Raw genomic sequence first — 20418 nt, 5'->3', positions numbered from 1 at the left:
AGGATTCCGGTACCCACGGGGCACTTGATTCATCAGGCGAGTCCCACCCCCCCTGTGTCCCGCGACGTGTCCCACGCCGCGGCGGCCACGACCAAGGGGGATTCGTCCAGAGGGGAAATCTGTGTTTGCTGCGCTTTCTGTCCAGCGGCGTGAGCGGCTCGGCCGCCGGGTCGCCGCCGCGGTCCTGACCTCCGGTCTGGTCGCGGGAGGTTCCATCGCCGGGGCGTCCGTCGCCGTCGCCGACGACACTCCCCAGCACCAGGGTGGTGCCTCCGCCACCCTCGACGGCCTGGCCGTGAGCGACATGGCCGTCTTCAAGGACGACGGCAAGGAACTGCCCGCCGGCCTGTTCACGATGACCGTCGACGGGGGCGGCACGCTCAAGACGTACTGCATCGACGCCGAGCGGGAGACCTTGAGCAAGGCCAAGTACCTGGAGACCTCCTGGGACCAGACCTCGCTCGGCCGCAACAAGGACGCCGGCAAGATCCTCTGGATCCTGAAGAACTCCTACCCGCAGGTCGACGACCTGGCGGGCCTGGCCGCGAAGGCCAAGACCGGCCCTCTGACCGAGAAGACCGCGGCCGCCGGCACGCAGGTCGCCATCTGGCGCTTCTCGGACGGCGCGGACGTCGAGGCCAAGGACCCGGCCGCGGAGAAGCTCGCGGACTGGCTGGAGGAGAGCGCCCAGAACCTCCAGGAGCCCAAGGCGTCCCTCACCCTGGAGCCGAACGCGGTTTCCGGCAAGGCCGGGGAGAAGCTCGGCCCGATCACCGTCCGCACCAACGCCGAGCGCGCCACCGTGACCGCTCCCGACACCACCGGCGTCAAGGTGACGGACAAGGACGGCAAGCCGGTCACCGAGGCCAAGGACGGCACGGAGCTGTACGTCGACGTGCCCGCCGGCACCGCCGACGGCACCGCGGCGTTCGACCTCCAGGCCAGCACCCCCGTCTCCGTGGGCCGCGCCTTCGCCAGCCCCACCCGGAGCCAGACGCAGATCCTCGCCGGCTCCAGCGGGTCGACCGTCTCCGCGACCGCCAGCGCCACCTGGGCGAAGAAGGGCGCCATCCCGGCCCTGACCGCCGAGAAGAACTGCGCCAAGGGCGGCATCGACGTCACCGCGAAGAACGAGGGCGACGAGGCGTTCACCTTCGACCTGGCGAACCAGAAGGTCGAGGTCGGTGCCGGCGAGTCGAAGACCGTCACCGTCCCGGTGGGCGAGGACCAGGCGTACGACTTCACCATCGAGCTGCCCGGCGGCGAGACGAAGACGTTCAAGGGCGTCCTCGACTGCAAGACCAGCAGCGACACCACCCCGCCGACCACGGGCGGCGACGAGCCGAGCTCCGCGCCGAGCCCCCAGACCGGCGGCGCGACCGGCGACACGACCGGTGGTGACACGACCGGTGGTGACACGACCGGTGGCGACAGCGGCGGCGACCTCGCCGAGACCGGCGCCTCCAACGCCACCCCGATGATCGCCGGCATCGCCGCCGCGCTCCTCCTGCTGGGCGGCGGAGCGGTCTTCTTCCTCCGCAAGAAGAAGGGCGCCGCGGACGGTCGGTGACCCGCAGCAGCCCGCAGGGGCGGCCCCGGACGCGACGAGCGCCCGGGGCCGCCCCCTTCTCTCTCCGCGGCCGCACCACCCCCGGCGACCCCCGCCGGTCGGCCCGGTGACGCGGATACGGCACGCCCACCGCCACCTCCGTCGCCGCCGGATGAGGGCCACCGGTGGGGACGGCTGCACCACCCCCGGCCACCCCCGCCGGTCGGCCGGCCCGGATGCGGCACCCTGTCGCCGCCGGTGCCGTCGCCGCCGCTTCCACCACCAGGCGGGAGCACGGCGTCGCGCCGCCGCGCCGTCGCACCGCCATGACTCCCGCCACCGGTACCTCCGCCGGCCGCGGAGCCGCCCGGCGGAGGCCGGCGCGGGGCGGCCGAGGGGCGGTGCGGCGCGGCCCCGGGTGCTCATTTCTGTTGCGGGGCGGCGGTCAGGCAAGATGGGGTGTTTCTTGCGAACCAGGGATGAAAAACGGCCCCTGACCTGCGGAGGAACCGCCCGTCAGGGGCCGCTGTGGGGCCGTGGGCCGTCTGTGGGCCGTCAGGCTGCCTGGGAGGTGCCGGAAGCGCGGCCGAAGACCGCCGATACGGCCGCTCGCGTCCGCTGCTCGCTGCTCGGCATCAGGTGCGTGTAGATCCGAAGCGTGAACCCTGGATCCGAGTGGCCGAGGTAGACGCTCAGGGCCTTGATGCTCTCGCCCCCGTCCAGGAGCACCGAGGCGTAGAAGTGCCGCAGAGCGTGCATGCCGTCGTCCGGCGCGGCAGCGTACCGCTTGCCCGGCTCCCGAGGCGGGATGACGCCGGCGGACGCCAGGGCGGGCTTCCACACGTAGTCGTCGAAGTAACTGCGCCAGATGGCATTGCCCACGACGCTCGTGAAGACGAGCTGGCGGGCCACCAGCGGCCCGTCCGGGGTCTTCCAGGGCAACTTGACCTCGACGGGCGGGAAGCGCTCCATATGGGCGCGCAGAGCCCCGGCGGTCACCGGACTCAGCGGCACGTCACGGAGCTTGCCGCGCTTGGGCGGAGCGAAGACGAGCGTGCCGCCCACGCGCTTGACCTGCTGCCGGACGTAGAGCCACCCGGCGGTGAAGTCGATGTTCTCCCGGTCCAAGCCGAAGATCTCACCTTGGCGCAGACCACAGCCTCCGCCGACGTCCACCGTGGCGGCGTAGCGGTCAGGCAGTCCGGCCCGGACAGCGAACACGCGCTTCTCAGGCCATGGTTGAACCCGTCGCGGATCCGGCTCCGGGGCCTTGACCGATTGGGCGTGGCACGGATTCGACCGGATCACTCCGTCGTCTACCGCCGCGTTGAACAGGGACGACACCGAGTCGTAGATGGCTCGCCGGTACGTCGCGTTGGGGAGCGAGACCGTGAGCTTGCTCAGCCAGGCCCGCATGTGCTCCGGCTTGAACGACCCCATGGGACGGGCACCCAGATATGGAACGGCATGGAGACGGATTCGCCTCCTCACCGCCTCCTGGCTGACGGTGTCGGTCGTCAGGCCGCCGAGCCACTTCTCGGCGTACTCCCGGAAGGTGATCCGCCCGGCCTTCGGGTCGAAGAACTGTCCCGAGTCCATGTCGGCCTGGATCCGTGTGAGCCACTTCTCGGCCCGACCCTTCTCGCGGTCCGGGAAGCTCTGTGACTGTTCCGTGCCGTCGGGACCGATGTAGCGGGCGCGGTAGCGCTTGCCGATGCCGTAGCGGTCGGTCTTCACCCGACGGGGCTTGCCGTCGGGGCCGACCTCGGTCTTGTACCAGCGGTCCTGGATGTGGCCAGCCATGTGGGCGGTGGGTCCTTTCGGCGTACGGGAAGGCCCGTGCCGCCCACGGTGCGGGGCGGCACGGGCCGGTGAGCTGGTGGTCAGGCGGCGCGGTCCGTCTGGCTTTGCCGGGTGACCCAGGTACGGACGGCGGCAGGGTCGTAGCGGACGTGGCGACCGACGCGGAAGCCGGGCGGGCCGGTCCGCTGCTTGCGCCAGTGGTAGACGGTTTCGATGGGGACGGAGAACATCTCGGCGATGTCCTCGGGGGTGAGGTAGCGGTCAGGCAGTCCGGCCCGGAGCGTGGTCCGGGGGTCGGTGCCGAGTCCCATCTGGTGCCCTCCGGAAGCGGTAGGAGGTGACTTGGGTATCCGTGTGTGTCCGAGGTGCGGATTTCTGCGTCACTGCGTCATCCGCGTCACCGCGCGCCTTTGAGCTGCGGTTTCTTGTGACGCGGTGGGGTGTGGGGTGCGTCATGGGTGACGCAGGGGTTGCGTCACCGATGACGCAGGTGACGCGGGATGACGCAGCCGTCGGTGTCTGCGTCATTGCTGTTGCGGCAGGTCACGGACGGTTTGCGGCCCCTTGGTGACGCAGGTGACGCAGCGTCTTCCCTCTTGGGACAAAGAGGGAGTGCCTGTGGTGGTGCGGCGCGGCTCGAAGAGCGAAATGGGGAGCCGCTTCGCGGCGCGTCTATCGGGCGGCGGCGAGCCGCCGAACTGCAAGAGGAGCACGCCGCGCGGGCGGCCGGTGCTCTTCTTGCTTGTCCGCGCTCCGCCCGTGCGGCGGGGTCAGTGCAGGGCTTCCTGTTCGTGTGTGGGCGGTTGGGGTGCACGGGTCATGGCGATGTAGCGGGCGGAGCCGGTGCGGCCCCAGTCGATGACGACGCCGCGGGCGGCCAGGACGGGCTGGAGGCGCTTGAGGCGGTCGGAGAGGACCTTGCCGGTGGTGGGCCAGCCTTTGGGCAGGGGGCGGCACTCCTCGCCGCTGTAGAGGCCGGTGAGGGCGTACAGCCACTCGGTAGAGGTCATCCGCGTCTCCTCGCCCGGCACCATGCCGGCGGCGTGCTTGAGGACGGTCTGGGCGAGCAGGTCGCCTTCGATGACGTCGTCGTTGAGGTCGTCCAGGCTGGCCCGGTAGGCGGCGAGCGAGCCGAAGCCGGTGGCGGCGTCGAGCTGGGCGCACAGGTGGGCGAAGTCGGCCATCCGCAGGTCGGTGGGGATGTCGGCTTCGGCGGCGCGGACCTTCACGGTGAGGTCCAGGAGCGAGCCGAGGATGATCGGGAGTGCCTGTTCGTACTCCGTCCACAGCTCTGCTTCGGTGCGCCGTACCCGGGGGCGTTCCAGCCGCAGGGGAAGGAGGCGTTCGGCGAGGTCGGGGCGGATGACGCCGACGTCGATGCCGGTCAGGAGCATGGGGCGGCGGTAGCGGGCGCGGAAGACGTCGCCGTCGGTGAACAGGGCGCGCTTGACGTTCTCGGCGCCGGTGACGATGCAGCACATGGCATCCGACAGGTCGGGGGTCATGTGGGAGAGGTTGTCCAGGGCGGTGACCCATCCGGCGGCGACGGCCGCGGTGAGGTTCTCCTCGTCCTTCGGGGCGCGGCGCAGGTCACCGCTCATGCCCTCGATGATCCGCACCAGCATCCGCCCGGCGGTGGACTTCCCCGCGCCTTGCGGGCCGGTGAGGAACGGCGCGGGGACGGGCACCGACGGCTCCAGGCAGCCGATGAGCCAGGCGATCGCCAGGCATTCGGTTTCGGCGGTGGCGAAGTTCGTCAGCCGCAGCAGTGCGTCGATGCCCTTGCCGTCGGTGTCTTTCGCCGGCAAGGGGAGTTCCCCGGTGAGCTGGGTGCGTCGCCAGCACACTTCCCGCGGGTCGGGTACGGCGATCTCCCACCCGGCGGGATGGATGCGCACCGACCGCCCGTCGTTGCGGCCCAGGTCCAGCCAGGTCGCGCCGTCGAAGCCGGGCGCGACGCGGATATGCACCGGTTGCACCTCCTCGGTCAGCGCCAGTGCTTCGATCAGGTCGAGGGCTTCCTTCAGCGCGGTGCCGTTGAACACCCCGACCCCGTCGCGGAAGAGCCCGACCATGAGTTCCTGCCGGTGGCTGCCCGTCGTGCCCTGCGAGCGGATCGGCCGGGCGACCGGGTGCCCGTTGCGCTGCGCGTAGACGGTGCCGTCGGCGGTGCGGAAGTACCGGAAATGCTGCTGCGCGTAGTCGGTGATGACCTCGCGCGCCGGGGTCTTCTCGTCCTCAGCCATGGTTCACATCCCCAGGGCGGTGCGGGCGTTGGCCCAGGCGTCCGCGCAGTGCCGCGGGGTCTCGCCCTTGGCCTGCGCGGCGGCGAACAGGCGGGTGACGTGGGCGTCGGTGAGGCAGCCGCACCGGCCGTGCGTCGACAGCACCGCCAGGAACGTCTGGTAGACGGTCGCGTGGACCTGGCTGCGGGCTTCGGTGATGTGCTGCTCCGCCATGGCGATCCCGCGTTCGAGGTAGACGGGCGAGCGGTGCGGGCACTGTCCGCCCCCGCCCGGCACGGACGCGGTGACAGGGCGCGGCGCCGGCCGGACCACGGCGGGCGCCTTCTCCACCAGTGCGCGGACGGCCGCGGGCAGGGGCGTGAGTGTGCCGGTGCCGGGGCCGAGGAAGCGGGCGTAGGCCATGGTCGACTTGATGTCGACACCGGGCCGCACGGCGTTGCGGGAGGGCATGGCGCCCCGGTAGATCCAGTGTTCCCCGCGCGTCGTCGGCACGGTCCGGGTGGCGGGCAGGTTCTTCCGGGCCCACGCGAGCGCGTCGGCGTCGTCCAGGTCGACCACGGTCACCCCGGCCCCGCCGGGGTGGTAGGCGACCGCTACCGCCCGCCGCCATGCGGCCGTCCAGGCCGGGGAGGAGAGGACGGCGCGGTTCGTGGTGGCGGCGGCCCAGCCGTGGCACGGCCGCGGGCACGAGCAGGGACCGGGGGTCTTCATGTTCGGCCGCCCGCCACAGGCGTTGTCGGCGCAGGTGCGGCAGTTGCCGAACGGGACCTTCCCCGCCCGCAGCGGCAGCACCGGCACACCGGACGCCGCAAGGTTCAGCGCCGTGCGCAGGAGAGAGGGCAGCGCGTTCATGCGGCCACCTCCATGGTGCGGGTGGTGAGGAACGCGGTGCCGATGTGCCGGGTGTAGGCCGGGGGGATGGCTTCGGTCAGTTCCTCGCGTACGTCGGTCCAGTCGATGCCCATCGCGCTCTGGAGTTCGGGGATGGTGGGCTTGCCGCCGCCGTTGCCGTAGGCGGCGACGTAGGGACCGTCGTGGAAGCGGCCGTGCCGCCATCCGCGCACACGGCCCCGGTGCGGGAGGTGTGCCGGCTGCTCGATGCTCCAGCCGCCCAGTTCGAAGTTCCGGTGGCGGATCACGCCGAGCCTGAACATCTCCCCGCACAGGGTCAGGTCCTTGCGGATCTTCGCGCGGCCGTTGGGCTGCTCGATCACGTACGGCAGGCCGGTGGTGTCGAGGAGTTCGCGGGTGGGCGCCACGAGGTCGACGTGGTTTCCGCCCCAGCCCTGTGAGCGGTTGGTGCCGACGGTGAGCGCGCAGGCGGCTTGGCAGGGCGGGGAGGTGTGGACGAATGCGTATCGCTCGATCTCTCCGGAGTCGACGAGCGCGGTCAGCACGTCCAGGGCGTCGCCCTGGATCAGGGGGAAGGGGTAGTTCGGGCGGGGGGCGATGTCGACGCCGGTGACGTCGAATCCGGCGCGGTGGTAGCCCATGGCGGCGCCGCCGGCGCACGCGTACAAATCCAGCAGACGCGGCCGGTCGCCGTCTCGCCGGATGAAGGTGGGATGGGTCATGCTGGAAGACCTCCACTGTTGGGTTGGTGGATGAGGGCGGCCCCGGTTCTTGGTCGGATGGGGGCCGCCCTTTTGGTGTCAGGAAGCGATGGGGCGGGGACCGCAAGCGGAATCACGGGGCATGCCTGTTCAGGGAGGTGGGAGCACCCCCGTGCCGCCCTATCGAAGCGGGGGTTTCGGGGTGGTGAGCTGGGGTGCTTCCCTGACTCCCTGAGGGATCATTTGTGCAGGCCAAGGCCAGGGAGACGGGTCAGGGAGGGGTTCAGGGAGTTCTCCCTTCCTCCCTGGCCGGCGCGGGGTGTGTCTCCCTCTATTGGGCAGCAGAAGCGGAATCCTCGTCGGCCCGGTTGGCGAGGGCGTGGGCGATGCGGTCGCGGGAGACGACCATGCGGCCGTCGGACTTGTAGGGCTCCGCGCCGGTGCCCTCCAGGGCCCGCCTCAGATCGGCGTGGGTCCAGTCCCCGTAAGCCTTCGGGTTGGTGGTGGCGAGCCGCTGCAGGACGTCTTGGGTGAGCACCCGCGGGGCGGTGCCGATGACGGCGGCGATGTCCGCGAGCGGGTCAGTGTCCTGGCCGGTGTCGAGGACGGTCAGGGTGGTGACGCCGTCGCGCAGGGCCCGGGCCCGGGCGGCGACTTCGGCGGCGGTGTCGGTGTCGATGTAGTGGGTGCGCACCGTGATGGACGCCTGCCCGGCGGGGATGGCGATGCCGTCGGAGGCGACCACGAGCGTGCCCCTGTCGAGCCCCTGGCGGAGCAGGTGCGGGGCGGCGCCGCCGTCGACGGCCTTGTCACCGAGGGCCATCCGGGCCTGCGACTCGGTGCCCAGCGCGAGGGATGCGCGGGTGTGGGCGCCCTCGCGGACGAGCTTGGGAAGGTTCTGGTCGGTGGGGTCCTGCGTGCCCTGCCACAACAAGACGTTGACCGCCCGGCCCTGGTTGTGGATTTTCCGGGCGGCCATGAAGTACCGACTGGTGGCCTTCGACCCGCCGTAGGGACGGCCCTCCTCATCCTTGACCGGGCACATGAACGCCACCTGCGCTTCGTCCACCAGGACGATGAGCGGGGGGAAGGCGGTGCCGGGCGGGGAGGTCAGGCGCCGCTCCATCTCGCTAACCCCGGATTCGACCATTTCGGTGGCCTGGATGACGTGGTCATCGGTCGGGCCCTGGATGAGGACGGTGGCGATGCCGTCGAACATCGCCCAGTCGCCGGCGCCCTTCAGATCCGCGATCCGGAATTCTACCGACGGGTCGAGGGCGAGCCACAGGGCGAGCGCGCGGACGGCGGCGGTCTTGCCCTGGTTGGACAGACCGGTGACCAGCATGTGCCGCTGATACAGGCTCAAGCTCGCGGCGTCCCCGCGCAGGTCCTGCCCCCACGGTGCCCGGCCCTTCTTGTAGTCGGCGCGCAGCTCGGCGTCGAGGACGAGCGGGGAAGGGCCGATCGGCTCGTCCAGCGCGCCGGAGTCGGCGATCCACAGCCGGACGGTGCGGGCCGCGGCCGGGATCGTGATGAACACCTCGTGCTCGTGCCGGCCCAGGTTCTCCGCCAACTTCCGGCGCCGCCCCTGCACCTCCTGCGTCGACACCCCCGACGGCAAGGTGACGTCGACCTCCACACCACATCCGGCGATCTTGATGGGGCCGAGCATCGCGGCCCCGGCATCCCCCATCTCCTTGATGGCCTTCCGAAGAGGCGCGATACCCAAGTCCCGCAGGGCGGTGACGACGATCGACGGCGTGATCGGCGCCCCGGCGTCGTCGGTGCGCTGCTGGGCGGGAAGAGCCCACCGCGGGGCGGCCTGCTGATGACGGCCCACCGCCCACAGCCCGCACAGCCCCAACCAGGGGGCCACGGCGACGGCCGGTCCCCACACCACCGAGACGATCACGATCACCCACTCGATGAACTCCACCAGCGCCATCAGCGGAGTGACCACATCCCCGGGCTGCTTCGTCGCCACGGCGAGCGCGACACCCAGGAGCAGCAGGCCGGCGAGGGTGCCGCCGGTGGCGTAGGCGGCGTTCTTCACCACCCGCTCAGGCGAGGTCAGCAGGTCCATGCGCCGCTGGTGACGCGCCGCCCGGTACTGACGGCCCCGCTCCTCCCACTCCGCCGCCGCCTCCAGATTCCCCGCCGCTTCGGCGGCGCGGATCATCCGCTCGTACCGGGCCGCCGTACGGCCGTCCCACGCACGGCGGACCACGATCCGGCCCCCGCCGACCACATACGAGCCGTGCCGGACCACCGCGCGCCCGGTGGCCCGGGTGCGCTCATCGCGCACCGCCCGGACCACGACACGGCCCGTACGGCGCCACACCCGCTCAGGCCGCTGCACAACGGCGGCCAGCGGTTCGGCAACGGCGGCCTCAGCCGCAGGAGCGGCGGGGNNNGTCCCGGGGACGGGGGGCGGGTCCTTGAAGAGGTGAACGACGTTGTCCGTCATGCTGGTGTTCTCCTGTCTGCCCATCGGGCGGATGTAGGGGGCCCGGGGCGGCCGGTCTTCCTTGGCCGGTGACGGCCGCCCCGGGCGTGGTCAGCGGGTGGCGCGGGCGGCTTCGTAGTCGACGCGGGTGCACCCGGCGTCCTCAGCGGCCGTCAGCGCGCGGTTAGCGAGCTGGGCGGCCTGCTGGGCGGCGGCCGACTCGATGCCGTACTCCTCGCCCGCGCGGACCATGGCCCGGCAGGCGACGACGGCGGCGGTGGCAAGCTGCTCCTTGCTGGGCATGAGATCTCTCCTTCAGTGGTGGGGCCGGCTTGTCCGGCTCCCCTCACCACCCCCGGCAGGCGGGGGCGGGTCGGGCAGCCGTCAGGCGGCGGCCTGCTGGTCGGGGTAGGCGCAGGGCACGCACATGCCGAGCGAGGGCGGGATGCAGTACCCGGCGTCCCGCCGGCAGGCGGGGCAGGTGCGCCGTGCCGTCATCGCGCGCTGGAGAGCGGCGGTCCGGCCGGTGGTCATGGGGCGGACGGGTTTGGCGAGGTCGATGCGGTAGAGGTAGGCGACCAGCGGCCCACGCCGACGGCGGGGGCGTTCGAGCTGGGCGGCCACCGGCTGACTGTGAGGATGAAGATGGCACCGCTCGGGGGTCTGACCCTCCGACTGACTGACGCTCCGGCTGTCCTGCGGTTGAATCGTCGGCCGTCCGGGCGGTGCCGCCATGCACGCGGCCGGTCGGGCGTCTGTGACTTCATAGGAGCCCGGCCAAAGGTCCCATCACAGTCTTGTCCTGTCGCCCGACCGGCGCGTGTCATCCCTCGCGCGTCGCACGGAAGGACAGCAGCAGTCAGCATGGCAGACGAGATAGCGGTGGTCGGCGGCGTGGACACCCACACCGACTTCCACCAGGCCGCCGTGATCGACTCCATCGGTCGCCACCTCGCCACCGAGGCGTTCCCCACCAGCCCCGCCGGCTACCGCCGCCTGCTGGACTGGCTGCGTTCGCACGGTGACCTCATGGCCGTCGGCGTCGAGGGCACAGGTGCCTACGGCGCCGAACTGGCGCGGTACCTGCGGGCGAACCAGGTCACCGTCATCGACGTGGACCGGCCCGACCGGCGGGCCAGGCGTGCCAACGGAAAGTCCGACCCCGTCGATGCCTACGCCGCAGCCACCGCCGTGCTCTCCGGCCGGGCCGGTGGTACGCCGAAGACGCGCGACGGCGTCGTAGAGGCGATCCGCTCCCTGCGCGTGGTCCGCCGTTCGGCCATCAAGTCCCGTACCCAGACGATCAATCAGATCCGCACGCTCATCGTCACCGCACCCGGCGAGGTCCGTGAGAAGTTGCGCGCTCTGCCGACCNGCNAGCTGANCCGNCTGNCCCNCTCGCGCCCGGGCAGCGACCACGCGGATCCGGCCTGCGCGATTCGCACCGCACTGCGACGCCTCGCCCGCCGCTACCAGTACCTCACCGAGGAGATCACCGATGCCGATGCCGAGCTGAAACCGCTGGTCGCGCAGACCGTCCCCGACCTGGTTGCGTTGCCTGGCGTCGGCACCGAAACCGCCGCCCAGCTCTTGATCACGGCGGGCGACAACCCGAACCGGCTCAGGTCGGAGGCGTCCTTCGCGCACCTGTGCGCGGCGGCGCCGATCCCGGCCAGTTCAGGTCGCACCCACCGGCACCGCCTCAACCGCGGCGGTGACCGCCAGGCCAACAACGCACTCCACACGATCGCGCTCGTCCGCATGCGCTACGACACCCGTACCAAGGACTACGTGATCCGACGAACCGCCGAAGGCATGTCCAAGAAGGACATCCTCCGGTGCCTCAAACGCTTCATAGCGCGCGAGGTCTACAAGCACCTCATCAGCTCACAGACCACACCGAAACCGCTCCTTCAGACCGCTTGACGATCTATAGGAGCTTCCACCGGGCCGCAAGCCCCGCGCCCGGAGTTGGCGGCGGGTGGCCAGTCCCTCGGGGGCCAGGCGCCACCGGTAGACGGGCAGGGCGCCCATCACGCGATGCGCTTCCACGCGGCCCGCAGGCGGACTTCTGAGGCGGAGTGGCCGGCGGCGCGGAAGCGGGTGGCCATCTCCCGGTAGGACAGGGCCGGGGTGCGGCTGCGGCGGATCTCGTCCACCAGCCGGTCAAGCTCCGCATCGCTCAGCGCGGGCGCCGCGTCCAGCTCGGGTGCGGGCACCGGGGCGGTGGGGCCCCAGACGGGGAGTTCCCAGGTGGGTGTGACGCCGGGTGTGACGGGGGCCGTCACGCAGGTCAAAGCCCGTCCGGTGTCCTCGCCCTCCCGGGCGGTCTCCAGCGTCGACCACGCCCGGGCAAGCCTTTGCGCGGTCCTTGCTTGGACGCGCGCGACGCGCGCCCCGGCCTGCGTCACGGCCGCCAACCGCGTCTCCTCCGTGACCGCGTCGGCCCGTAGGCGGGCCCGGGCGACGGCCGCCTCATCCCGCGCCGTCTGCTGGATACCGCGGATCGCAGTCAGCGCTGACACGGTCAGCGCGGTGCGCTCCCACAGCCCGTGCACCAGCCACAAGGCTTTCGCCGCGAGCGGCAGCCACGCCACCGCCAACCACGCACCCGCGTGGTCCTCCGCGGTGAGCGCGTGGGCGATCAGGACGCCGGTGGCGATCAGGCCGAAGCCCCAGCCGACGGCGGTGACGCCGGGGGCGTGGTCGCCCTGCGCGGCGAGGCGGCGTTCGTAGGCGAGGGTGGCCAGCCACCCGCCGTCGATGCCCAGACCGACGACCAGGGCGACGGGCCAGGGCACCGCGCCCCCCAGCCACATCATGACCACCGCGAGGGTCAGGACCATGGACACGGCCGTCATCGCCACGGCCGGCAGCACCGTCTTCGCATTCACGCGGCACCTCCCGCGGTGAGCAGCGCGGCGAGGACCAGCAGCGCCCCGCCGACCGTGGTCAGGTCGACGGCGCGGCGCAGGCAGGTGAATTTGGCGACCGCGAGCCGGGACAGTCCGGCGATGTCGGCGGCCAGGTCTCCGCCGACGGTGTCGGTGATCTCCTCGGCGGTCAGCGTCGCCCACAGCGGGAAGCCGTGCCGGCCCCGCAGGTTCGGGCGGACCGACCGCAGCAGCAGACCCGCCGCCACCACCAGCAGCCCCAGACCGGCACCGCCCGCAACGCAGGCGGCCATGTTCAGCGGGAGGTCCCGGGCGACCGTCCATGCACCGGCCAGGACCGCCCCGACGAACGCCAGCAGCAGCCCGGTCTTGGTGTCCGTCCGCGCGATCTCCGCCTTCACCTCAGCGTGCGCGGCCACCAGGTCCCGCTCGACGGCGCTCACGCGGCACCTCCCGACAGGCCCACCGCGCCGGCCGCGCGGTTGGTCAGCTCACGGCGCGCGGCCAGCACCCGGCGGCGGGCCCGGCGAATCCGCTGGGCGTCCAACTCGGTGACCGGCCGGTCCAAGGTCATGATCTGCGCGTCCAGCAGGTCGACTTCCGCCAGGATCAGCGGCATCTCCCGCTCGATCACGTCCAGCTCTTCCGTCGACGGCTCACCGTCGAACGGCACGGCCGTAACAGCCGTACGAAGTGCAGCGATGGACTTCATTGGGTCGTGCTCCCTTCCAGAAGGAACGGCCCGAACGAGGTCCCGGAGTAGCCGCTCCGGGACCTCTCGCCGTTGGAACCATCCGGCTCCCTGCCACCCCGTCCGTACGGCACCCCATGAAGAGGGCCCGGACGGACGGGGGAGGCAACCGGTCGCAGCCGATGGCTGCGCAGGTGCTTGGCTTCCGCGAGTCACCGGCTATTCCGGTGCGCCGAAGCGGTCGATCAGGTGAACTCCCGGGCGCTGCTGTCGCGCTGATCCAGCACGTTCAGAGCCCGGGTCTTCGTCGATGCATCAGACCTCCATAGGGGTTGATTCGAACGGGAGGAAGCACTGCAAGGGGGACCTGTGTCCCCACCCTCCGGCCGTTGCTCGCGGTCACCGGGCCACCTCGCCAGTACGGGCCGAAGCCCTGTTCCACCTGGCCTTTAGCGGGATTGCAGCGTCCCCGCCCTGAGCACACGCCATCCGGCCCTTCCGGGCCCATCTGGTGCGCACCAAGAGCATGGCATCTGGTGCGCACCAGATGCAAGCCGTTCGGTGCGGCTGGTGTCGGCGTGCATGTCCAGAGAACGGCCAAAGGGGGGTGCTGCGGTAGCCAACAGCCGTTAACCTCAAGGGGGTTAACCAGCTCTCACCTGCGGCTTTATGGAGGCGGCATGGCGTCCGGGCTAAGGGCGGCAAGGAAGGCGCGGGGTTGGTCGCAGGATCGCCTGATTTACGAGATGCGGCAGTTCGCGGAGCAGCGGCTGTTGGACATCGCTTCGGCGGCGAGCCTGAAGACCTATGTCTCCGAGTGGGAGAACGGGCGCCGCTCGATCACTGACCGGTACGCGGCGATTCTTCGGCCTCTGCTCGGTGTCACGGATGCCGAGCTACGGGGCGGGGTCGTGGCCGAGTTTTCCCCGCAGGTAGACGACGGGTACGGGGATCTTCTGAGCCGGATCGACTCAGCGGGCAGCCTGAGCAAGTCCATGGTCGAGTCGTTCTTCACCCAGACCGAGCTCCTGCGAACCATGGACAGGCAGATGGGTGCCGCCGGCCTGGTCGACCAGATGAACGGGCACCTCGCGGCGATGGAGGATGCCCTGACCTTCGCGGTTCTGCCAGGGACGAGACGCCCCATCGCGACAGCGCTTGCCGGAGCGTCCACCCTCGCCGCGTGGCAGGCCCTTGACGCGGGCGCCGTCGAGCGCGCGTGGCGGCGGTATGAGCTGGCGAAGAAGGCAGCGCAGGACGCTGAATCGCCGTTGTACCTGGCGCATGCCATGGGTGAGCAGGCGTACGTCTTGGCCGACGCCGGCCGCCCGCAGCTCGCCGTCGAGTTGGTGCGGAGCGCGCAGCGGACTCACCCCGGGCAGCAGTCGCCTCGGCTGCGCGCGTGGCTCGCCGCAGCGGAGGCGGAACTGTGCGCCGCGGCCGGGGCAGATCTGGAAGCGGATGCGCGGGCAGCCATGGACAGAGCGACGGCCCTGCTTCCCGACGACGGAGAGGCGCGCGATCCCGACATGCTGAGCATCTTCCTCAACACGGGGCACCTGGCCCGGTGGCGCGGAAACGTGCTCGCCAAACTCGGGGACGAGTCGGCGATGGAGGAGCTGTACGCCTCTTTGGCCAGCGCAGAGCCGTCCTTCGTGCGGGCGCGATCAGGGCTGCACTGCGACCTCACGCAAGCGCACCTGGCCCGCGGGGAGCTGAACGACGCGCGTACTCATCTGCAACAAGCCAGGCTTCTGGCGAACCGCACGGGTTCCGTGCGGTATCGCCGGCGGGTGGAACTGCTCACCGGGCGGCTGTAGGCCGCGACGCGAGCAGGTGAAGGAGGGCGACGAGCGTTCCCGACCCCATCAGCTTGCCCTCGCTCATGAGGGCGGGGATCTCGTCCAGGGGCACCCAGGCGACGTGGCCGGCTTCCTCGGCGTCGGTCGGCTCCCCCACCTTCGTAGCACCGCGCGCCACGAAGATCTCATGTGGCGAGTCCACCATCCCGATCATCGGTTGGTACGTGACCACGTGCTCGACCTTCGCCGGGCGCCAGCCCGTTTCCTCCTCGGTCTCGCGGGCGGCCGTGACGGCGGCATCCTCGCCCTCGTCCACGATGCCCCCGGGGAGCTCCCACCCCCACTGCTGCGGGACGAAGCGGTATCGCCACAGCATGAGCACGCGGTCCTGATCGTCAACCACGGCAGTGATCGCCACGTGGTGCAGCCGGACCACGTGATGCTCGAAGCGCTCCACGCCGGGTGGTTCCACGTCCACCAGGTCCAGGTTCACCCAGCGGTTTTCGTAGAGACGACGGCTGCCGTGGATCTGCCACGGTTCCAGGTCGGTCGGCGTAGGAACACCTTCTCCACCCGCGACCCGGTAGGCGCTGCGGTCGTACGCCTTGACGAAGCGCTCGTTCGCGAGCCGGGCCATGACCTGACGCAGCGCCGTACGGCCGATCTCCAATTCGGCACTGAGCGTGCGTTCCGACGGCAGCTTGTCGCCGGGGCCGTACCGGCCCGACTCGATCCAGGATCGGATCGTCTCGTAGACCCTTTGCGTCTTGGGTCCCATCCTCGGCGCACACTCCCGGATCGACGGCTGTTGCTGGCCAGCGTATCGAGGGAACCGAGCGGGTGACTCAGCCATTCGAATCTCTCTTCCTCGTCGCCACCCGCGCCGGGAGAGGTGGGCAGGTGTGTACAGGGTTCCGGTCGTCTGAGCTGTGCGTCCCCGGGTTTGCCTGGGCCGTCGCTGGGCCGTGCGGGGGCCGCCAATGGTCGCCAACGCTCACCAATGGCCACTTGATCAACGTTGAGGCGGCCCGCTCTCGTCCAGGTCAGGGGCCTCTCATCTACTCGTTTTCGTCTGAGGATGGCGGTCAGGCAAGATGGGGTGTGTCTGCCCTCATGCGGCGGAGCCGCGAATCGACCCCTACTGATTGCCGGACGGTTTCTCTTGGCTGAGTACATCTACACGATGCGCAAGACGCGCAAGGCGCACGGCGACAAGGTCATCCTCGATGACGTGACGCTGAGCTTCCTGCCCGGCGCGAAGATCGGTGTGGTCGGCCCGAACGGCGCCGGTAAGTCCACCGTTCTCAAGATCATGGCGGGCCTGGAGCAGCCTTCCAACGGCGACGCGTTCCTGTCGCCGGGGTATACGGTCGGCATCCTCCTGCAGGAGCCCCCGCTCGACGAGAGCAAGACCGTCCTGGAGAACGTCCAGGACGGCGTCGCCGGGATCAAGGGCAAGCTCGACCGGTTCAACGCGATCGCCGAGGAGATGGCGACCAACTACACCGACGAGCTGATGGAGGAGATGGGCAAGCTCCAGGAGGAGCTCGACCACGCGGGCGCCTGGGACCTCGACGCGCAGCTCGAGCAGGCCATGGACGCCCTGGGCTGCCCGCCCGGCGACTGGCCGGTCACCAACCTCTCCGGTGGCGAGAAGCGCCGCGTCGCGCTCTGCAAGCTGCTGCTGGAGGCTCCCGACCTGCTCCTCCTCGACGAGCCCACCAACCACCTGGACGCCGAGTCCGTCCAGTGGCTGGAGCAGCACCTCGCCAAGTACGACGGCACCGTCGTCGCGATCACCCACGACCGGTACTTCCTGGACAACGTCGCCGGCTGGATCCTGGAGCTCGACCGCGGCCGCGCCATCGGCTACGAGGGCAACTACTCCACCTACCTGGAGACCAAGCAGGCCCGCCTGAAGGTCGAGGGGCAGAAGGACGCCAAGCGCGCCAAGCGGCTCAAGGAAGAGCTGGAGTGGGTCCGCTCCAACGCCAAGGGCCGCCAGGCCAAGTCCAAGGCCCGCCTCGCCCGGTACGAGGAGATGGCCGCCGAGGCCGAGAAGATGCGGAAGCTGGACTTCGAGGAGATCCAGATCCCGCCGGGCCCGCGCCTGGGCAACGTCGTCGTGGAGGTCGAGAACCTCAGCAAGGCGTTCGGCGAGAAGGTCCTCATCGACGACCTGAGCTTCACCCTCCCGCGCAACGGCATCGTCGGCGTCATCGGCCCGAACGGTGCCGGCAAGACCACGCTGTTCAAGATGATCCAGGGCCTGGAGCAGCCCGACTCCGGCACCATCCGCGTCGGCGACACCGTCAAGATCAGCTACGTCGACCAGAGCCGCGAGAACATCGACCCCAAGAAGACCCTGTGGGCCGTGGTCTCCGACGAGCTCGACTACATCAACGTCGGCCAGGTCGAGATGCCGTCCCGCGCCTACGTGTCCGCCTTCGGCTTCAAGGGCCCCGACCAGCAGAAGCCGGCCGGCGTCCTGTCCGGCGGCGAGCGCAACCGCCTCAACCTGGCGCTCACCCTCAAGCAGGGCGGCAACCTGCTGCTCCTCGACGAGCCGACCAACGACCTCGACGTCGAGACGCTGTCCTCCCTGGAGAACGCGCTGCTGGAGTTCCCCGGCTGCGCCGTGGTCGTCTCCCACGACCGCTGGTTCCTCGACCGCGTCGCCACGCACATCCTGGCGTACGAGGGCGACTCCAAGTGGTTCTGGTTCGAGGGCAACTTCGAGTCCTACGAGAAGAACAAGGTCGAGCGCCTCGGCCCGGACGCGGCCCGCCCGCACCGCGCCACGTACAAGAAGCTCACCCGGGGCTGAGGGGCGCTTCGAGTGACTCGGCACATCTACAGCTGCCCCCTGCGCTGGTCGGACATGGACGCCTTCGGGCACGTCAACAACGTGGTCTTCCTCCGCTACCTGGAGGAGGCCCGGATCGACTTCATGTTCCGGCTGGCGCCGGGGAACGGCTCCCCGTCGTTCTCCGGCGGGTCCGTCGTGGCCCGCCACGAGATCGACTACGTACGGCCGCTGGTCCACCGGCACGAGCCGGTGACCGTCGAGTCCTGGGTCACCAAGATCGGCGCGGCGTCCCTGACGATCGCGTACGAGATCAAGGACCCCGGCCAGGTGTACGTGCGGGCCTCCACCGTGGTCGTCCCCTTCGACCTGGAGGCGCAGCGCCCGCGCCGCATCACCGACGAGGAGCGGGCCTTCCTCCAGGAGTACATGGACGACGGGATGAGCTCGGAGGACGCCGTCGGATGACGGCTCCCCTCCACTTCGCCGAGGCGGGGGAGGCGGCCGGCATCGCCGCCTTCCTGGCCCGGCTCGTCCACTACGACCGGGCCGCCGCCGTCCGCCTCCGGGCGGGCGGCGGGGTCCTGGCCGTTTTCGGCCGCCCGCCGTCGTTCGAGGTCCTCGCCGTCCGTACGGCGGCCCTCCTCGACGACGCGGTCCTCGACACGACCGTCTCCGCCGGGGAACTGCTCGACTGCGTCGACGAGGCGGCGGGCAAGGCCGTCCTGCCCGCGCCCGTCACCGGCCCGCCGTGGACCGGGGTCCTCCCGCCGCGCGGCGGCTGGCGCGAGGTGCCCGGCCTGCCGGACGCCGCCGGGCTGCTCGCCGCCGTCGCCTCGGCGGTCGCGGAGTTCCGCACACGGGACGGGGAGTTGCCGCCGGGGCACCGCACCCGCGAGGAACGCGACCGGATCGGCCGCGAGATATGGTCCCGCACCGTCCCCGGCACGGCGCTGCCGCTGCGCGCCGCGCACGCCGCCCGGTCGCTGGGCTTCCTGCCCCCGGCGGGGGCCGTCCCGCAGGGGGTGCCCGTGGTGCTGCTGGCCGCCGGGCCGTGGCTGCGGCTGCGCACCCCCTACGGGTCCGTGGCCGTCCGCACGGCGACGGGCCTCGGGGAACTGGGCGTCACGCCCCTGAACCGCCCCTGAGCCCGGCCGGGTGCCTCAGTCGGCGGTGTTGACCATCGAGGCGGCCGCGTACACCAGGTAGTTCCACAACTGCCGCTCGTGCTCCTCGGACAGCCCCAGCTCGTCCACGGCGTCCCGCATGTGCCTCAGCCACGCGTCGTGCGCCGCCCGGTCCACCCTGAACGGAACGTGCCGCATCCGCAGCCGCGGGTGCCCGCGCCGGTCGCTGTAGGTGCGGGGACCGCCCCAGTACTGCATCAGGAACAGCGCGAGCCGCTCCTCGGCCGGGCCCAGGTCCTCCTCCGGGTACATCGGCCGCAGCAGCGGGTCCTCGGCGACGCCCTGGTAGAAGCGGCGGACGAGCCGCCGGAACGTCTGCTCGCCGCCCACCTGCTCGTAGAACGTCTGCTCCTGGAGAGTGCCGCGCGGAATCTCATTCACCCGTCCATCGTCTCAGACGAACCGGCGAAGGTCCCCGGCCCCGGAAACGACCGGCCCGAACCCCTACCGGCCCGAACCCCTGCGGGCCCGAACCCCTGCGGGGGAGACGGCCGGGAGCGCGGGCCCGGGTACGGGGTGAGGGCCGGCCCGTAGGGGACGCGCGCCCCGCGGCGGTGTGGAGGCCGCCCGGCCCGTGGACGGTACGGCGGGCGTCCGCGGCGGCCGGTGTCCGGCGCGGCCGGGCGGAGACCCGGAGGGCCCGTGCGCGACGGGCCCTCCGCAGGACCGGTCAGCCCCGTACGACGGTGATCGTCGTCCAGGCGCCCACGTGGACGCGGTCGCCGTCCTGGAGCGGTACGGGCACGTAGGGCTGGATCGGCTCGTCGGAGCCGTTCAGGGTCGTGCCGTTGGTGGAGCTCTGGTCCACCACCGCCCAGGAGCCGTCGGGCTGCCGCAGGAACACGGCGTGCCGGTGCGAGACGCCCGGGTCCTCCGGCGGCACCGACAGGTCGATGTCCGGCGACTCGCCCGTCGACGGCCGGCGGCGGCCGACCGTCACCTGCTGCCCGGTCAGCGGCACGCGACGCTCGGGCGCGTAGGCGGGCGGGTTGAGGTTCGCCGCCTCGGGGCCGCTGCGGCGCATCATGGCCGTGAAGTACTCGTGGTCGGGCCGCACGACCAGGGTCCACCCCGTGGGGGCGGCCGTCTGCTGCGGTTGCCCCGGCGGGGAGTGCTGCGGTTGCCCCGGCGGGGAGTGCTGCGGTTGCCCCGGCGGGGAGTGCTGCGGTTGCCCCGGCGGGGAGTGCCGGGGCTGCTCCTGCGGCTGCTGCCGGGGCTGCTCCTGCGGGGGCTGCTGGGGGATGACGCGTCCTACAGACGCCGCGGACGCCTCCTTACGCTGCGGGGGATGCGGCGGCTGGGCGCCGGGTGGCGGGGCCTGCGGCCGGGAGGGCGGCGGCAGGACCCAGTCGTCGTCCCCGCCGACACCGGGCTGCCGGAACGCCTGCGGCGGCGCGGCGCCGGGCGAGACCTGCGCGGGCGCGGGCGCGCCGNCGGGGCC

The 20418-nt window shown here is 71.3% G+C and carries 19 protein-coding genes and 3 pseudogenes; 7 read left to right on the top strand and 15 right to left on the bottom strand.

The window, feature by feature from the left end; all coding sequences use genetic code 11:
• Positions 1-121: 121 nt before the first annotated feature.
• On the top strand, positions 122-1570 hold the full coding sequence (locus tag MW084_RS09360) for a thioester domain-containing protein (RefSeq protein WP_010473988.1): 1449 nt from the start codon (positions 122-124) through the stop codon (positions 1568-1570).
• 534 nt (positions 1571-2104) lie between these two features.
• Here the strand turns inward: MW084_RS09360 and MW084_RS09355 are convergent.
• From MW084_RS09355 to MW084_RS09320, 8 genes and pseudogenes are all read right to left on the bottom strand, one after another.
• Positions 2105-3352, bottom strand: a complete 1248-nt coding sequence (locus tag MW084_RS09355; RefSeq protein ID WP_010473986.1) for a tyrosine-type recombinase/integrase — start codon at positions 3350-3352, stop codon at positions 2105-2107.
• A gap of 80 nt (positions 3353-3432) precedes the next feature.
• Entirely contained in the window at positions 3433-3663 is a 231-nt protein-coding gene (locus MW084_RS09350) for a helix-turn-helix domain-containing protein (RefSeq protein WP_010473984.1), read from the bottom strand.
• A gap of 459 nt (positions 3664-4122) precedes the next feature.
• On the bottom strand, positions 4123-5598 hold the full coding sequence (locus MW084_RS09345; protein WP_010473983.1) for a hypothetical protein: 1476 nt from the start codon (positions 5596-5598) through the stop codon (positions 4123-4125).
• A gap of 3 nt (positions 5599-5601) precedes the next feature.
• Positions 5602-6450: a bifunctional DNA primase/polymerase gene (locus MW084_RS09340; protein ID WP_010473982.1), complete on the bottom strand. Its 849-nt coding sequence runs from the start codon at positions 6448-6450 to the stop codon at positions 5602-5604.
• Positions 6447-7172 (bottom strand): DNA cytosine methyltransferase, encoded by a 726-nt coding sequence (locus tag MW084_RS09335; RefSeq protein WP_010473981.1) that lies wholly within the window; start codon positions 7170-7172, stop codon positions 6447-6449. Before MW084_RS09335 ends, MW084_RS09340 begins: the two co-directional genes overlap by 4 nt.
• Before the next feature lie 310 nt (positions 7173-7482).
• A pseudogene (locus tag MW084_RS09330) lies at positions 7483-9562 on the bottom strand (ATP-binding protein); the annotation flags it as partial.
• Positions 9563-9708: 146 nt separating this feature from the next.
• The gene (locus MW084_RS09325; RefSeq protein ID WP_010476719.1) at positions 9709-9900 is read right to left on the bottom strand and encodes a hypothetical protein; all 192 of its coding nucleotides are present in this window, start codon (positions 9898-9900) and stop codon (positions 9709-9711) included.
• Positions 9901-9981: 81 nt separating this feature from the next.
• On the bottom strand, positions 9982-10332 hold the full coding sequence (locus MW084_RS09320) for an RRQRL motif-containing zinc-binding protein (RefSeq protein WP_338057687.1): 351 nt from the start codon (positions 10330-10332) through the stop codon (positions 9982-9984).
• A gap of 129 nt (positions 10333-10461) precedes the next feature.
• Here MW084_RS09320 and MW084_RS09315 point away from each other — a divergent pair.
• Together MW084_RS09315 and MW084_RS09310 are read left to right on the top strand one after the other, a co-directional pair.
• Positions 10462-10971, top strand: a pseudogene (locus MW084_RS09315) (IS110 family transposase); the annotation flags it as partial.
• Positions 10972-10994: 23 nt separating this feature from the next.
• The coding region (locus MW084_RS09310) for a transposase (RefSeq protein WP_275563543.1) at positions 10995-11523 on the top strand (529 nt) is incomplete at its 5' end.
• A 15-nt stretch (positions 11524-11538) separates the two neighbouring features.
• On the opposite strand, the pseudogene MW084_RS24715 reads toward MW084_RS09310, so the two are convergent.
• The 4 genes and pseudogenes from MW084_RS24715 to MW084_RS09295 form a co-directional block, all read right to left on the bottom strand.
• A pseudogene (locus tag MW084_RS24715) lies at positions 11539-11631 on the bottom strand (RRQRL motif-containing zinc-binding protein); the annotation flags it as partial.
• Positions 11631-12491: a hypothetical protein gene (locus MW084_RS09305; RefSeq protein WP_010475149.1), complete on the bottom strand. Its 861-nt coding sequence runs from the start codon at positions 12489-12491 to the stop codon at positions 11631-11633. The pseudogene MW084_RS24715 and the gene MW084_RS09305, both read right to left, overlap by 1 nt.
• Positions 12488-12934: a Pycsar system effector family protein gene (locus tag MW084_RS09300; RefSeq protein WP_010475151.1), complete on the bottom strand. Its 447-nt coding sequence runs from the start codon at positions 12932-12934 to the stop codon at positions 12488-12490. Before MW084_RS09300 ends, MW084_RS09305 begins: the two co-directional genes overlap by 4 nt.
• On the bottom strand, positions 12931-13203 hold the full coding sequence (locus tag MW084_RS09295; RefSeq protein ID WP_029553854.1) for a DUF6284 family protein: 273 nt from the start codon (positions 13201-13203) through the stop codon (positions 12931-12933). Before MW084_RS09295 ends, MW084_RS09300 begins: the two co-directional genes overlap by 4 nt.
• Before the next feature lie 659 nt (positions 13204-13862).
• Between MW084_RS09295 and MW084_RS09290 the strand changes: the two genes are divergently transcribed.
• Positions 13863-15002: a helix-turn-helix domain-containing protein gene (locus MW084_RS09290; protein ID WP_010475155.1), complete on the top strand. Its 1140-nt coding sequence runs from the start codon at positions 13863-13865 to the stop codon at positions 15000-15002.
• Here MW084_RS09290 and MW084_RS09285 read toward each other — a convergent pair.
• Entirely contained in the window at positions 14986-15762 is a 777-nt protein-coding gene (locus MW084_RS09285) for an NUDIX domain-containing protein (protein ID WP_010475158.1), read from the bottom strand. The two genes, MW084_RS09290 and MW084_RS09285, sit on opposite strands and share 17 nt — an antisense overlap.
• Positions 15763-16146: 384 nt before the next feature.
• Here MW084_RS09285 and ettA point away from each other — a divergent pair, with 384 nt between their 5' ends.
• The 3 genes from ettA to MW084_RS09270 are packed head-to-tail and all read left to right on the top strand — an operon-like array spanning position 16147 to position 18938.
• Positions 16147-17811 (top strand): energy-dependent translational throttle protein EttA, encoded by a 1665-nt coding sequence (ettA, locus tag MW084_RS09280; RefSeq protein ID WP_010475160.1) that lies wholly within the window; start codon positions 16147-16149, stop codon positions 17809-17811.
• 12 nt (positions 17812-17823) lie between these two features.
• Positions 17824-18258, top strand: a complete 435-nt coding sequence (locus MW084_RS09275) for an acyl-CoA thioesterase (RefSeq protein ID WP_010475162.1) — start codon at positions 17824-17826, stop codon at positions 18256-18258.
• Positions 18255-18938, top strand: a complete 684-nt coding sequence (locus tag MW084_RS09270) for a DUF8010 domain-containing protein (RefSeq protein ID WP_010475164.1) — start codon at positions 18255-18257, stop codon at positions 18936-18938. Before MW084_RS09275 ends, MW084_RS09270 begins: the two co-directional genes overlap by 4 nt.
• Before the next feature lie 15 nt (positions 18939-18953).
• On the opposite strand, the gene MW084_RS09265 is transcribed toward MW084_RS09270, so the two are convergent.
• Both MW084_RS09265 and MW084_RS09260 read right to left on the bottom strand, forming a co-directional pair.
• Complete coding sequence (locus tag MW084_RS09265) at positions 18954-19358, bottom strand: globin (protein WP_010475166.1); 405 nt, start codon at positions 19356-19358, stop codon at positions 18954-18956.
• 289 nt (positions 19359-19647) lie between these two features.
• The coding region (locus MW084_RS09260; RefSeq protein ID WP_275563542.1) for an FHA domain-containing protein at positions 19648-20410 on the bottom strand (763 nt) is incomplete at its 5' end.
• Between the last annotated feature and the right edge of the window lie 8 nt (positions 20411-20418).

This window comes from Streptomyces sudanensis, from assembly GCF_023614315.1.
Taxonomy (GTDB): domain Bacteria; phylum Actinomycetota; class Actinomycetes; order Streptomycetales; family Streptomycetaceae; genus Streptomyces; species Streptomyces sudanensis.
This window is presented reverse-complemented; position numbering and strand designations above follow the sequence as displayed.